The sequence below is a fragment of the Streptomyces sp. NBC_01317 genome, from assembly GCF_035961655.1.
In the GTDB taxonomy this organism is placed as follows: domain Bacteria; phylum Actinomycetota; class Actinomycetes; order Streptomycetales; family Streptomycetaceae; genus Streptomyces.
In genome coordinates, this window is sequence record NZ_CP108393.1 from 4,861,997 (window position 1) to 4,875,597 (window position 13,601).

Here is a 13,601-nt window from a genome sequence, read left to right on the forward strand (position 1 = left end):
GGCCGGAGCCTAGTGCCTCGCGCGCGGTGCCGGACAGCCGTGTCCGTCGGATGAGACGCGGGCGGCCAGGTATTCGATCAGGGTGATCAGGACGTACTTGCTGGACGAGCGGTCCCGCGCGTCGCACTCCACCAGTGGGACGTCGGAGGTCAGGCCGAGGGTCTCGCGCACCTGTTCCTCGGTACGGAACGGGCCGCCGAAGTCGTTGCAGGCGACGATGAAGAGCGTTCCGTCGGCCTGCAATCGCTCGATGGTGTGACGGGCGTCGGCGACGCGGCGGGTGTCGACGAGGACCACCGCGCCGAACGTGCCGGAGAAGAGGCGGTCCCAGAGGAACGAGAAACGCTCCTGGCCGGGGCCGCCGAACACGTACAGCACCGAACCCTGGTCGTGCGCCGAGCCCTGGTCGAGGGAGATCCGGCCGAAGTCGAACGCGACCGTGGTCGCCGTCTTCCTGCCGAGCCCGTCGAGGTCGGCGAGGGCGTCGATCTCCACGGTGCGGGTCATCGTCTCCTCGGCGTTCAGGGGACGGATCTCGCTGATGGAACGGACCATGGTGGTCTTGCCGACGCCGAAGCCGCCGACGATGGCGATCTTCAGGGTGCCGCTGTCGGTGGGTCTGGCCGCGCCGGTGGGGGCATCGGGGGTGCCGGTCATCGGGGATTGCCCTCCGGGTCGGTGAAGTTGGCCCAGCGCACCGCACAAACGGAGGTCACTATAGGAGAGTTGACGATTGAATTGGGAAATTTTTGTTCGATTCCTTATGTGTTTCCGTCAGCTGAAGGTGCTGTGGCCGACAAGTGAACCAGGGGCGGACCGGGTGTGCGTCGGGCATATGCCGTACGTGTGCCACTCATGTACCGGGTTCGCGGGGGCGGCCGGGGCATCCTGGGACCATGGCTGACCAGGCTGAGAAGTCCGAGGGACCGGGATCCACGAGGGACACGGGCGCGACCGCGCTGGCGCGTGCGCTGGAGGGCGCCGTGCGCGGAGAGGTGGACTTCGGGACGGCGGCCCGGGCCCTGATGACCATGGACGCGTCGAACTACCGCCGGGTCCCGGTGGGCGTGGTCGCCCCGCGCGACGCGGCGGACGTGGCCGCCGCGCTGGCGGTGTGCCGCGAGTACGGCGTACCGGTGCTGCCGCGCGGGGCCGGTACGTCCATCGCGGGACAGGCGACCGGGGTCGGGGTGGTGCTCGACCTGACCCGCCATCTGCGGTCGATCGTGTCGGTGGACGCGGAGGCGCGCACGGCGGTGGTGCAGCCCGGTGTGATCCTGGACGACCTGCGGGACGCCGTACAGCCGTACGGTCTGACCTTCGGACCCGATCCGTCGACGCACAGCCGGTGCACGCTCGGCGGGATGATCGGCAACAACTCCTGTGGGGCGCATTCGGTGGCGTGGGGGACGACGGCCGACAACGTCGACCGGCTGTCCGTCCTTACCTACGGCGGGGCGGAACTGAGCCTGGGGCGGGGGTGGCCGGGGGCGGGTGCGAGCGGGGCCGGTGGGGCCGCCCTGCTGCGGGGCCTGGAGGATCTGGTCGGCCGGAATCTGGCGCTGCTGCGGACCGGTTACCCGGCCGGGCTGCCCCGCCGCATCTCCGGGTACGCGCTCGACGCGCTCCTCCCCGAGGCCGGGGTGGATCTCGCCCGCGCCTTCTGCGGCAGCGAGGGCACGCTCGGCGTCGTCACGGAAGCGACCGTACGGCTCGTCGCGTCACCGCCCGCCCGCGCTCTCGCCGTCCTCGGCTACCCGGACGAGAGCGCCGCCGCCGAGGCCGCGGTGGGGCTGCTGCCGTACGGACCGCTCACGGTCGAGGGGATGGCGGAGGACCTGGTACGGGGCGGGCGCGATGGTCGGTATGGCGACGGGCGCGACGGGCGGCACGGGCTGCCGCGCGGCGGCGCGTGGCTCTTCGTGGAGACCGGCGGGGCGACGGCGGCCGAGGCGCGCGCGGCGGCCGGGGCGATTCTCCGCGCGGCGGACGCGCTGGACGGCACGGTCGTGGACGATCCGGCCGGGATGCGCGCGCTGTGGCGGGTACGGGAGGACGCGGCCGGGACCGCGACCCGGATGCCGGACGGCAGCGAGGCGTGGCCCGGCTGGGAGGACTGCGCGGTGCCGCCGGCCCGGCTGGGCGCGTACCTGCGCGACTTCCGCGCGCTGCTCGCCCAGCACGGCCTGCGGGGCACGCCCTACGGGCACTTCGGGGACGGCTGCATCCATGTCCGCATCGATTTCGACCTGTTGGGCGAGGACGGCGTACGGCGCTTCCGGCGCTTCTCGGAGGAGACGGCCGCGCTGGTCGTCGCGCACGGGGGCTCGCTGTCGGGGGAGCACGGCGACGGGCTGGCGCGGGCCGAACTGCTGCCGACGATGTACGGGCCCGAACTGGTCGCGCTGTTCGGCCGGTTCAAGGACGTCTGGGACCCGGCGGGCGGGATGAACCCGGGCGTGCTGGCGCGCCCGGCGCGGCTGGACGAGAACCTGCGCTTCGCCGTACTGCCGCGCGAGCCCGTCGACGTGGTGTTCGCGTATCCGCACGACGGTCCCGACGGGGGAGGGGACTTCTCGGCGGCGGTACGGCGCTGCGTGGGCGTGGCGAAGTGCCGGGTCGCGGGGCCGAACGAGGGCGCGGGGGTGATGTGCCCGTCGTTCCGCGCGACGGGCGAGGAGCGGCACTCGACACGCGGCCGGGCGCGGCTGCTGCACGAGATGCTCGCGGGCGAGGCGGGCGGGGTGGACAGGGATCGGGTGGTGACCGACCCGGTGGTGACCGACGGCTGGCGCTCCACAGAGGTACGGGACGCGCTGGACCTGTGCCTGTCGTGCAAGGGGTGCCGGAGCGACTGCCCGGTGGGCGTCGACATGGCCACGTACAAGGCGGAATTCCTGCACCACCACTACCGGGGCCGGCTGCGCCCGGCGGCGCACTACGCGATGGGCCGGCTGCCGGTGTGGCTGCGGGCGGCGGCCCCGTTCGCCCGCGTACTGAACGCGGCGGCGCGGGTGCCGCTGCTGGCGGCGGTGGCGAAGAGGGCGGGGGGAATCGCACCGGAACGCACCCTCCCGACCCTGGCCCCGGAGACGTTCACCCGATGGCTGCGAAGCCGCCCGGCGAACGGGACCGGCACCCCCACCGCTCCCCGGGTGACCCTCTGGCCGGACACCTTCACCGAACACCTCGCACCGGAGGTGGGGCGCGCGGCGGTCCGGGTGCTGGAGGCGGCGGGAATCGGCTGCGCGGTGCCCGAGGGCCGGGTGTGCTGCGGCCTGACGTACGTCTCGACGGGCCAACTGGACCAGGCACGCAAGGTCATGCGCCGCACGCTGGACCACATGCAACCCGTCCTGGACGCGGGCGGCCCGGTGACGGTCCTGGAACCGAGCTGCGCGGCCACCTTGACCACCGACCTCCCGGAACTACTGCCCGACGACCCCCGAGCACCCCAACTGGCCGCAGCGGTAAGAACATTCGCCCAAACCCTGGAGGAACAGGCCCCGACCTGGCGCCCACCCCGACTGAACCGCCCTGTCGCCGGCCAGACCCACTGCCACCAACACGCGGTCCTCGGCGAGGAGGCGGACCGCAGACTCCGCGAACGAGCGGGCCTCACGGGCGAGTTGAGCGGAGGCTGCTGCGGCCTGGCAGGCAACTTCGGCTTCGAGCGCGGCCACTACGAGGTATCGACGGCGGTCGCGGAAGACCAACTGCTCCCGGCGGTACGGTCAGCACCCCCCGAGGCCGAACTCCTGGCAGACGGCTTCTCCTGCCGCACCCAACTGACCCACCTGACCGACCACCACCCCCGCCACCTCGCCGAAGTCCTGGCGGAGGCGCTGGACCGGCGGCCGGAGGGGCCGTAGAGCCTGGCCGGTAGAGCCCGGCCCGTAGAGACCGGCCCGTGGAGCCTGCCCGTAGAGACCGGCCCGTGGAGCCCGGCCCGTGGAGACCGGCCGGTGGAGACCGGCCGGTGGAGCCCGGCCCGTGGAGCCTGGCCCGTAGAGACCGGCCCCGTGAATGGGGGCCTACGTGCCCGTGGCCAGTTGCCAGGCCAGGGTGGCCAGGTCTTGGGTGGCCGGGTGGGCCGCGCCTTCGCGCCAGGCCAGGAAGACCTGGAGGGGTGGGGCGTCGGGGAGGGGGCGGTAGGCGACTCCCGGGTGGGGGTGCATGTCCGCCGTCGACGCGCTCGACACGCCCACCCCGCGGCCCGCCGCGATCCCCGTCAGCCAGTCGTCCGTGTTCGCCACCGTCACCGTGGTCACCGGGCCCGCCTCCGGGGGCCACAGGGACGGGGTCGTCGTGCCCGAGACGGTGTTCACCAGGATTCGTTGGGACGCCAGGTCCGCCAGGGTCAGCGTCGGGCGCGCGGCCAGCGGGCCGTCGGCCGGGACCGCCGCGACGCGGGGTTCCGTGAACAGCAGCTCCGTCACCAGGCCCGGCGTCCCGAGGACCGCGGGTCCCCGCAGCAGCGCCGCGTCGACCTCGCCCCGGATCAGCCCCGCCGTACGGTCGTCGATCCTGAGCAGTTCCAGCGGCGTCTCCGGGTGCTCGCGCTCCCAGCGCCGCAGCAGCGGTGTGGTGTACGGGCCGAAGGCCGACCACGCGTGCCCCAGCCGCAGCGGCCGGCGCCGCAGCCGGCCGGCGTCCAGGGCGTCGTCGAACGCCGCGACGGCCGCCGCCGCCCGCTCGCGGAAGGCGCGGCCCTCCGCCGTGAGGGCGAGGTGGTGGGTGGAGCGCTCGGCGAGCCGTACGCCGAGGTGTTTCTCCAGCGCGACGAGGTTGCGGGAGACAGCGGGCTGGGTGAGGTGCAGCCGGGCCGCCGCCCTGGTCAGGCTGGACTCTTCGGCGATGGCCAGGAAGCAGCGGAGATGACGCAGCTCGATGCTCATGCGTGCGGAGCATAACGGCAGTCCAAAAGGCATTTCACGGCTGAAGCGCGGAGCCGTAACGTGAGTCGGGACGTCAGCCTGCCCGACCACGACATCCTGGAGGTTTTCGGTGGATGAGCCGCGTACCGCTGCCGCCGCATCCGCCACCGCTTCCGTCGTGGTGCCGGAGGTTTCGGGTGCCCCGGAGGCCGGGGGCGGTCCGGAGGCCGCGTCCCCCTCCCGCTCCCTCGGGCCCGTCGCGCTGGTCATCGGGGGTGGGCTCTCGGTACAGTTCGGTGCGGCCATCGCCGTCCTGCTGATGCCCCGTACCGGCGCCCTCGGCGTGGTCTCGCTGCGGCTCGCGCTCGCCGCCGTCGTCCTGCTCGCCTTCTGCCGCCCCACCCTGCGCGGGCACTCGCGCGCCGACTGGGGCACGGTAGTCGTCTTCGGTACGGTCCTCGCCGCCATGAACGGGCTCTTCTACCAGTCCGCCGACCGCATCCCCCTCGGCGCGGCCGTCACCCTCGAAGTCCTCGGCCCGCTCACCCTCTCCGTGATCGTCTCCCGGCGGTGGGTGAACGTCCTGTGGGCGGGGCTCGCGCTGGCCGGGGTGCTGCTGCTCAGCGGTGGCGGGTTCGACCGGCTCGATCCGCTGGGCGCGGCGTTCGCGCTCTCGGCGGGCGCGATGTGGGCCGCGTACATCGTCTTCAGCGCGCGGACGGGCCGCCGCTTCCCGCAGGCCGACGGTCTCGCGCTGGCCATGGGGGTCGGGGCGCTGATCGCGCTCCCCTTCGGCATCGTGGAATCCGGGTCCAAGCTGATCGTGCCGTCGACCCTCGGGCTCGCGCTGGCGGTCGCGCTGATGTCGTCCGTCCTGCCGTACACCCTGGAACTGCTCGCCCTCCGCCGCATGCCCTCCTCGACCTTCGCCGTACTGATGAGCCTGGAGCCGGCGATCGCGGCGAGCGCCGGGTTCCTCCTGCTGGACCAGGCGCTCTCCACCACCGAGGCGCTGGCGATCGCGCTGGTGATCGTGGCGAGCATGGGGGCGGTACGGACGCAGGTGGGGCGGCGGAAAGCGGGGACGGGGAAGCGGGCGGCGGCCCGCGCGGCCGCTGCGGCCACCGCGACCGGGAGCGCCGGAGCAGGCGCCGACAAGTAAAGCAAGCACGCTTGCTTGTTTCTTCGGCCCCTGAGATGCTCCGGGACACGCACACCGCCGTGTCCGAGTCCGAGGGAGCGCACCCGTGTCCGACTCTGCCGCAGTCCTGGACGATCTGCGCAGCGAGAGCGACGAACTCGACGGCCTGGTGGGGGAGTTGAGCGTACGGGACTGGGCCCTGGCCACCCCCGCCCCCGGGTGGACCGTGGCGCACCAGATCGCGCACCTCACCTGGACCGACAGCGCCGCGCTGCTCTCGCTCACCGACAAACGGGCCTTCGCCACGGAGGCGCGCAAAGCCCTCGCGGCCCCCTCCTCCTTCGTGGACGACGGCGCGCGGGAGGGCGCCGCGCTCCCGCCCGGCGAACTCCTCACCCGGTGGCGTACGGGCCGCGACCGCCTGTGGAACGCCCTGCGCGACACCCCGCCCGGCGCCCGTTTTCCCTGGTACGGGCCTCCCATGAGCGCCCCCTCGATGGCGACCGCGCGCCTGATGGAGACCTGGGCGCACGGCCAGGACATCGCCGACACCCTCGGCGTGCGGCGCGCGCCGACCGCCCGGTTGCGGCACATCGCGTGGATCGGGGTACGGACCCGCGACTACGCCTACTCCGTACGGGACGAGCCACCGCCCCCCGAGCCCTTCCGCGTCGAACTGACAGGTCCGGGAGGAGAGTTGTGGGCGTACGGCCCCGAGGACGCGCCCCAGCGCGTGACCGGACCCGCGCTCGACTTCGGCCTGCTGGTGACCCGGCGGGCCCACCGCGCCGACCTCGCCGTCCGGGCACACGGCCCGGACGCGGACCGCTGGCTGGACATCGCCCAGGCGTTCGCGGGCCTCCCGGGCGCGGGCCGCGCGCCGAAGGGGGAGGAGCCGAGATGACGGGCATTCCGAAGACAGGCGCCCCCACGACCAACTCCCCCATAACCGGCGCCGCCCCGCACACCCTCCGCATCGGCAACGCCTCCGGCTTCTACGGCGACCGCTTCGACGCCCTGCGCGAGATGCTCACCGGCGGCCCCCTCGACGTCCTGACCGGCGACTATCTCGCCGAGCTGACCATGCTCATCCTCGGCAGGGACCGGCAGCGCGACCCCGCCGCCGGGTACGCCAAGACATTCCTGCGGCAGCTGGAGGAAGGGCTCGGGCTCGCCCACGAGCGCGGTGTGAAGATCGTCGCCAACGCGGGCGGCCTCAACCCCGCCGGTCACGCGGCGGCCGTCCGCGCGCTCGCCGAGCGGGTCGGGGTGCCGGTCCGCGTCGCCCACGTCGAGGGCGACGACCTTCTGACGAAGGGGAGTTGGGGCGACGGCGTCCTGACGGCCAACGCCTATCTCGGTGGCGCCGGGATCGCCGCGTGCCTGCGGGCCGGCGCCGACATCGTGGTCACCGGCCGCGTCACGGACGCCGCGCTGGTGACGGGACCGGCCGCCGCCCACTTCGGCTGGGCACCCGACGACCTCGACGCGCTGGCCGGCGCGGTGGTCGCCGGGCACGTACTGGAGTGCGGGACCCAGGCGACCGGCGGCAACTACGCCCTCTTCACCGACCACGACCCCCGCCGCCTGCGCCATCCCGGCTTTCCGCTCGCCGAGATCCGCGCCGACGGGACCGCCGTCATCACCAAGCACCCCGGTACGGGCGGTGTCGTGGACCTCGGCACCGTCACCGCCCAACTGCTGTACGAGACGGGCGGGGCGCGGTACGCGGGGCCGGACGTGACCGCCCGCCTCGACACCGTACGGCTGACACCCGACGGGCCCGACCGGGTCAGGATCTCGGGCGTACGCGGCGAGCCGCCGCCCCCCACGCTCAAGGTCGGGCTCAACCGGATCGGCGGCTGGCGCAACGAGGTTGTCTTCGTCCTCACCGGACTCGACATCGAGGCCAAGGCGGACCTGGTCCGCGACCAGGTGACCGACGCGCTCGGCGCGACACGTGGCAACGGCAACACGCCCCCCGCCGAGGTCCGTTGGGAGCTGGCCAGGACGGACCACGCCGACGCCCCCACCGAGGAGACAGCCAGCGCGCTGCTCCGGCTCGTCGTGCGCGACAGCGATCCGGACGCGGTGGGGCGGGCCGTCAGCGGGGCCGTGGTCGAGCTGGCCCTCGGCAGCTACCCCGGCTTCCACGTCACGGCCCCGCCCGGAAAGGGCGCCCCCTACGGGGTGTTCGAGTCCGCGTATGTCGACGCGGCGGAGGTCGACCACCTCGCCGTTCTGCCGGACGGCGAGCGGGTGCGGGTACCAACTCCCGTACAAACCAAGGAGCTTGACCCTGTCCCAGAGCCCGTCGACGACCTGCCCGAACCCCTCCCCACCGGCCTCGCCACCCTCCCCGCGCCCCTCGGCCTCATCGCGGGCGCCCGCAGCGGCGACAAGGGCGGCGACGCCAACGTCGGCGTCTGGGCCAGGAGCGAGGGCGCCTGGCGGTGGCTGGCGCACGAGCTGACGGTCGACCTCTTCCGCCGGCTCATCCCCGAGAGCGCGGAGTTGACGGTCGTACGGCACGTCCTGCCGCACCTGCGCGCCCTCAACTTCACCGTGGAGGGCCTGCTCGGCGAAGGTGTCGCCGCCCAGGCCCGGTTCGACCCCCAGGCCAAGGCACTCGGCGAGTGGCTGCGCGGCCGGTACGCCCACCTCCCGGAGGTCCTGCTGTGACCGTGCTCCCCACCGCGCTCGACCCGGCGTCCGCCGACTACGCCGCGCACCGTGAGGCGATGCTCGGCAAGCTCGCCGAACTGGACGCCGAACACACCAAGGCGCTCGCCGGGGGCGGCGAGAAGTATGTGGCCCGGCACCGGGCGCGCGGCAAGCTGCTCGCCCGGGAGCGGATCGAGCTGCTCCTCGACCCGGACACCCCGTTCCTCGAACTGTCCCCGCTCGCCGCCTGGGGCAGCGACTACCCGGTCGGCGCGTCGATGGTCACCGGCATCGGTGTGGTCGAGGGCGTCGAGTGTGTGATCACCGCCAACGACCCGACCGTACGCGGGGGTTCGAGCAACCCCTGGACGCTGCGGAAGGCCCTGCGCGCCAATGAGATCGCGTACACCAACCGCCTGCCGCTCATCAGCCTGGTCGAGTCGGGCGGCGCCGATCTCCCCTCCCAGAAGGAGATCTTCATCCCCGGCGGCGCGCTCTTCCGCGACCTCACCCGGCTGTCCGCCGCCGGAATCCCCACCGTCGCCGTGGTGTTCGGCAACTCCACGGCCGGCGGGGCGTACGTCCCCGGCATGTCCGACCACACCGTCATGATCAAGGAGCGGTCGAAGGTCTTCCTCGGCGGGCCGCCGCTGGTGAAGATGGCGACGGGCGAGGAGAGCGACGACGAGTCGCTCGGCGGCGCGGAGATGCACGCCCGTACGTCGGGGCTCGCCGACCACTTCGCCGTGGACGAGCAGGACGCGGTCCGGCAGGCGCGCCGGATCGTCGCCCGCCTCAACTGGCGCAAGGCGCAGCCCGATCCGGGACCCGCCGCGCCGCCGAAGTACGACGAGGACGAGCTGCTGGGCATCGTGCCGGGGGATCTCAAGATCCCCTTCGACCCGCGCGAGGTGATCGCCCGGGTGGTCGACGGCTCGGACTTCGACGAGTTCAAGCCGCTCTACGGGACGAGCCTGGTGACCGGGTGGGCCGCGCTGCACGGCTATCCGGTGGGCGTCCTGGCCAACGCGCAGGGCGTGTTGTTCTCGGCGGAGTCGCAGAAGGCCGCGCAGTTCATCCAGCTCGCCAACCAGCGGGACATTCCCCTGGTGTTCCTGCACAACACCACCGGCTACATGGTCGGCAAGGAGTACGAGCAGGGCGGGATCATCAAGCACGGCGCGATGATGATCAACGCGGTGGCGAACTCCACCGTCCCGCACCTGTCGGTCCTGATGGGCGCCTCGTACGGCGCCGGGCACTACGGCATGTGCGGGCGCGCGTACGACCCGCGCTTCCTCTTCGCGTGGCCGAGCGCCAAGTCGGCGGTGATGGGCCCGCAGCAACTCGCCGGGGTGCTCTCGATCGTCGCGCGGGCCTCGGCGGCGGCGAAGGGGCAGCCGTACGACGACGAAGGGGACGCGGCGCTGCGCGCGATGGTCGAGCGGCAGATCGAGTCGGAGTCCCTGCCCCTGTTCCTGTCCGGACGGCTGTACGACGACGGGGTCATCGACCCGCGCGACACCCGCACGGTCCTCGGCCTGTGCCTGTCCGCCCTCCACACCGCGCCGGTCGCGGGAGTGCGGGGCGGCTTCGGCGTCTTCCGGATGTGAGGCGAGCGATGACGAAGATTGTGCGGACGCGGATGACCCAGAGGGTGATGATCACCAGCGTCCTGGTCGCGAACCGGGGCGAGATCGCGTGCCGCGTCTTCCGTACGTGCCGGGAGCTGGGCATCGGAATGGTCGCGGTCTTCTCCGACCCGGACGCGGACGCCCTGCACGTACGGGAGGCGGACACGGCGGTACGGCTGCCGGGGGCCGCGCCCGCCGACACCTATCTGCGCGGCGACCTGATCGTGAAGGCGGCGCTCGCCGCGGGCGCCGACGCCGTGCATCCCGGCTACGGATTCCTCTCCGAGAACGCCGAGTTCGCGCAGGCGGTGCTCGACGCGGGCCTGGTGTGGATCGGGCCGCCGCCGGCCGCGATCGAGGCGATGGCGTCGAAGACGCGCGCGAAGGAACTGATGGGCGCGGCGGGCGTGCCGCTGCTGGCGCCGGTGGATCCGGGCGCGGCCACGGAGGCGGACCTCCCCCTGCTGCTCAAGGCGGCGGCCGGGGGCGGCGGCAGAGGCATGCGGGTGGTCCGTGAACTGGCAGCTCTGGAAGAGGAGTTGGCGGCGGCCTCGGCGGAGGCCGTGTCCGCGTTCGGCGACGGCGAGGTCTTCGCGGAGCCGTACGTGGAACGCGGCCGGCACGTGGAGGTGCAGATCCTCGCCGACGCGTACGGGACGGTGTGGGCGCTGGGCACCCGGGACTGCTCGCTGCAACGCAGACACCAGAAGGTCATCGAGGAGAGCCCGGCGCCGGGACTGCCGGCCGAACTGCTCACCGGCCTGGCGGACGCGGCGGTGGCGGCGGCCCGCACGGTGGCGTACCGGGGGGCGGGGACGGTCGAGTTCCTGATCTCGCCGCAGGGACGCCCGTACTTCCTGGAGATGAACACCCGCCTCCAGGTCGAACACCCCGTCACCGAGGAGGTGTTCGGCCTCGATCTGGTGGCGCTGCAACTGTCCGTGGCGGAGGGCGCCCCGCTCCCGCCCGAGCCGCCGGAGCCGTACGGCCACGCGGTGGAGGCACGGCTGTACGCGGAGGACCCGTCCCGGGACTGGGCCCCGCAGACGGGGGTCCTGCACGAGCTGTCGGTGGAGGCGGAGGCGGCGGGGGAAGGGGAGGCAGAGAGGCTACGGCCCCGACGCGGCACGGCCCAGGACGCCGTACGCCTCCGGACCGACACCGGCTACGGCCCCGGCGACCGCATCGGCCCGCACTACGACGCCCTGCTCGCCAAGGTCGTCGCCTGGGCCCCCACCCGCGCCGAGGCCCTGCGCCGCCTCGGGCACGCGCTGCTCCGCGCCCGGATCCACGGCCCCGGGACCAACCGGGAGCTGCTCGTACGGTCGTTGACCCATCCCGACCTTCTCGGCGGCCACCCCGACACCGGGTTCTACGAACGCCACCTCGACGCGCTCACCGCACCCGCCCCCGGGGACGGCGAACGGCACGCGGCCGTCGCCGCCGCCCTCGCCGACGCCGCCGCCCGGCGCGCCGCCACCACCGTGCCCGCCCGCCTCGGCGGATGGCGCAACCTCGCCTCGCAGCCGCACCGCAAGACCTACGGCGACCACGAGATCAGCTACCGGGTCACCCGCGACGGGGTCCGCGTCGAGGACGACGCCGTCCGGGTCGTCAGCTTCTCCGAGCGGCTCGTACGCCTCGAAGTCGACGGTGTCGTACGGAACTTCCACGTCTCGGCGTACGGCGACCCGGCGAACCCCGAGCAGGCATACGGCGACCCGGCATACGGCGACCACGTGTACGTCGACACCGCCCACGGGTCGTACCGCCTCCCCGCCCACCTCCGCTTCACCGACCCGAGCGCCACCACCGCCCCCGGCTCGCTGCTCGCGCCCATGCCCGGCACGGTCGTACGGATCGCCGACGGGCTGGCCGAGGGAGACCGCGTCACCGCCGGGCAGCCGCTCGTCTGGCTGGAGGCCATGAAGATGGAACACCGCGTCACGGCCCCCGCCTCCGGCACCCTCACCGCGCTCCACGCCGCCCCCGGCCGCCAGGTCGAACTGGGCGCCCTGCTCGCCGTCGTCGTCACCGACCCCGCCCCGGAGGACCAGCCGTCATGAGCCGCAGCGCCGACCGTACGGGCCCCGAAAACGCAGCCCCCGAAAACCCCATCCAGGAAAGCGCCACCCCCGGCAGCACCTTCATCGAGTCCGGCGAACACACCGCCCTCCGCGCCGCCGTCTCCGCCCTCGGCCGCCGCCACGGAAGGGACTTCGACCGCGAGACCCTCTGGCGCGAGGCCGGCAAGCTCGGCTACCTCGGCGTGAACCTCCCCGAGGAGTACGGCGGCGGAGGCGGCGGAGTGGTCGAACTCTCCCTCGTCCTGGAAGAGTTGGGTGCCGCGGGCTGCCCGCTCCTCATGCTCGTCGTCTCGCCCGCCATCTGCGGCACCGTGATCGCCCGCTTCGGCACCGACGCGCAGAAGCGGCAATGGCTCCCCGGCCTCGCCGACGGCTCCCTCACCATGGCCTTCGGCATCACGGAACCCGACGCCGGATCCAACTCCCACCGCATCACCACCGCCGCCCGCAAGGACGGCGAAGGCGGCTGGATCCTCAACGGACGCAAGGTCTTCGTCTCCGGCGTCGACATCGCCGACGCCACGCTCGTCGTCAGCCGCACCGAGGACGCCAGGACCGGCCGCCTCAAGCCCTGCCTGTTCATCGTCCCCCGCGACGCCGACGGCTTCACCCGTACCCCCATCGACATGGAACTGCACGCCGCCGAGAAGCAGTTCGAACTGGTCCTGGACGACGTACGGCTGCCCGCCGACGCCCTCGTCGGCGACGAGGACGCCGGGCTCCTCCAGCTCTTCGCCGGCCTCAACCCCGAGCGCGTCATGACCGCCGCCTTCGCCCTCGGCATGGGCCGCTACGCCCTCGACCGCGCCGTCGAGTACGCCAGGACCCGCCAGGTGTGGAAGGAACCCATCGGCGCGCACCAGGCCATCGCCCACCCCCTCGCCCAGGCCCACATCGAGCTGGAACTCGCCCGCCTGATGATGCGCAAGGCCGCCCACCTCTACGACTCGGGCGACGACGCGGCGGCGGGCGAGGCCGCCAACATGGCCAAGTACGCCGCCGCCGAGGCCTGTGTGAAGGCCGTCGACCAGGCCGTGCACACCCTCGGCGGGAACGGCCTCACCCGGGAGTACGGCCTCGCCTCGCTGGTCACCGCCGCGCGCGTGGCCCGGATCGCGCCCGTCAGCCGCGAGATGATCCTGAACTACATATCCCATCAGTCCCTGGGTCTCCCCAAGTCCTACTAGGACACGCGATT

Annotated in this window: 9 protein-coding genes; 7 read left to right on the plus strand and 2 right to left on the minus strand. The window is 73.3% G+C overall.

Features of this window, described 5'->3' with window-relative positions; translation table 11 throughout:
- Positions 1–9: 9 nt before the first annotated feature.
- The gene (locus tag OG349_RS21075; protein ID WP_327236080.1) at positions 10–657 is read right to left on the minus strand and encodes a GTP-binding protein; all 648 of its coding nucleotides are present in this window, start codon (positions 655–657) and stop codon (positions 10–12) included.
- A gap of 239 nt (positions 658–896) precedes the next feature.
- Between OG349_RS21075 and OG349_RS21080 the strand changes: the two genes are divergently transcribed.
- A complete protein-coding gene (locus tag OG349_RS21080; protein ID WP_327236081.1) occupies positions 897–3,872 on the plus strand; it encodes an FAD-binding and (Fe-S)-binding domain-containing protein in 2,976 nt (991 codons plus the stop codon).
- A gap of 162 nt (positions 3,873–4,034) precedes the next feature.
- Here the strand turns inward: OG349_RS21080 and OG349_RS21085 are convergent, their stop codons facing one another.
- Positions 4,035–4,898, minus strand: coding sequence for a LysR family transcriptional regulator (locus tag OG349_RS21085; protein WP_327236082.1), 864 nt, complete (start codon positions 4,896–4,898; stop codon positions 4,035–4,037).
- 109 nt (positions 4,899–5,007) lie between these two features.
- Between OG349_RS21085 and OG349_RS21090 the strand changes: the two genes are divergently transcribed.
- From OG349_RS21090 to OG349_RS21115, 6 genes are all read left to right on the plus strand, one after another.
- Entirely contained in the window at positions 5,008–6,039 is a 1,032-nt protein-coding gene (locus OG349_RS21090) for an EamA family transporter (RefSeq protein WP_327236083.1), read from the plus strand.
- An 85-nt stretch (positions 6,040–6,124) separates the two neighbouring features.
- Positions 6,125–6,922, plus strand: coding sequence for a TIGR03084 family metal-binding protein (locus OG349_RS21095; protein ID WP_327236084.1), 798 nt, complete (start codon positions 6,125–6,127; stop codon positions 6,920–6,922).
- On the plus strand, positions 6,919–8,700 hold the full coding sequence (locus OG349_RS21100; RefSeq protein WP_327236085.1) for an acyclic terpene utilization AtuA family protein: 1,782 nt from the start codon (positions 6,919–6,921) through the stop codon (positions 8,698–8,700). The genes OG349_RS21095 and OG349_RS21100 overlap by 4 nt, the downstream gene beginning before the upstream one ends.
- Positions 8,697–10,295: an acyl-CoA carboxylase subunit beta gene (locus OG349_RS21105; protein WP_327236086.1), complete on the plus strand. Its 1,599-nt coding sequence runs from the start codon at positions 8,697–8,699 to the stop codon at positions 10,293–10,295. Before OG349_RS21100 ends, OG349_RS21105 begins: the two co-directional genes overlap by 4 nt.
- Before the next feature lie 47 nt (positions 10,296–10,342).
- Positions 10,343–12,382 carry an ATP-binding protein gene (locus OG349_RS21110; RefSeq protein ID WP_327238646.1) on the plus strand — a complete coding sequence of 680 codons (2,040 nt, stop codon included), beginning with the start codon at positions 10,343–10,345 and terminating at the stop codon, positions 12,380–12,382.
- Positions 12,379–13,590: an acyl-CoA dehydrogenase family protein gene (locus tag OG349_RS21115; RefSeq protein ID WP_442806281.1), complete on the plus strand. Its 1,212-nt coding sequence runs from the start codon at positions 12,379–12,381 to the stop codon at positions 13,588–13,590. Before OG349_RS21110 ends, OG349_RS21115 begins: the two co-directional genes overlap by 4 nt.
- The last annotated feature ends 11 nt before the right edge of the window (positions 13,591–13,601 follow it).

What these genes read in the sequence shown, in the direction of transcription:
- OG349_RS21075 (WP_327236080.1), bottom strand. Translation starts at nt 657, where the DNA reads ATGACCGGCACCCCCGATGCCCCCACCGGCGCGGCCAGACCCACCGAC.
- OG349_RS21085 (WP_327236082.1), bottom strand. Translation starts at nt 4,898, where the DNA reads ATGAGCATCGAGCTGCGTCATCTCCGCTGCTTCCTGGCCATCGCCGAA.
- OG349_RS21100 (WP_327236085.1), top strand. Translation starts at nt 6,919, where the DNA reads ATGACGGGCATTCCGAAGACAGGCGCCCCCACGACCAACTCCCCCATA.
- OG349_RS21080 (WP_327236081.1), top strand. Translation starts at nt 897, where the DNA reads ATGGCTGACCAGGCTGAGAAGTCCGAGGGACCGGGATCCACGAGGGAC.
- OG349_RS21115 (WP_442806281.1), top strand. Translation starts at nt 12,379, where the DNA reads ATGAGCCGCAGCGCCGACCGTACGGGCCCCGAAAACGCAGCCCCCGAA.
- OG349_RS21110 (WP_327238646.1), top strand. Translation starts at nt 10,343, where the DNA reads ATGATCACCAGCGTCCTGGTCGCGAACCGGGGCGAGATCGCGTGCCGC.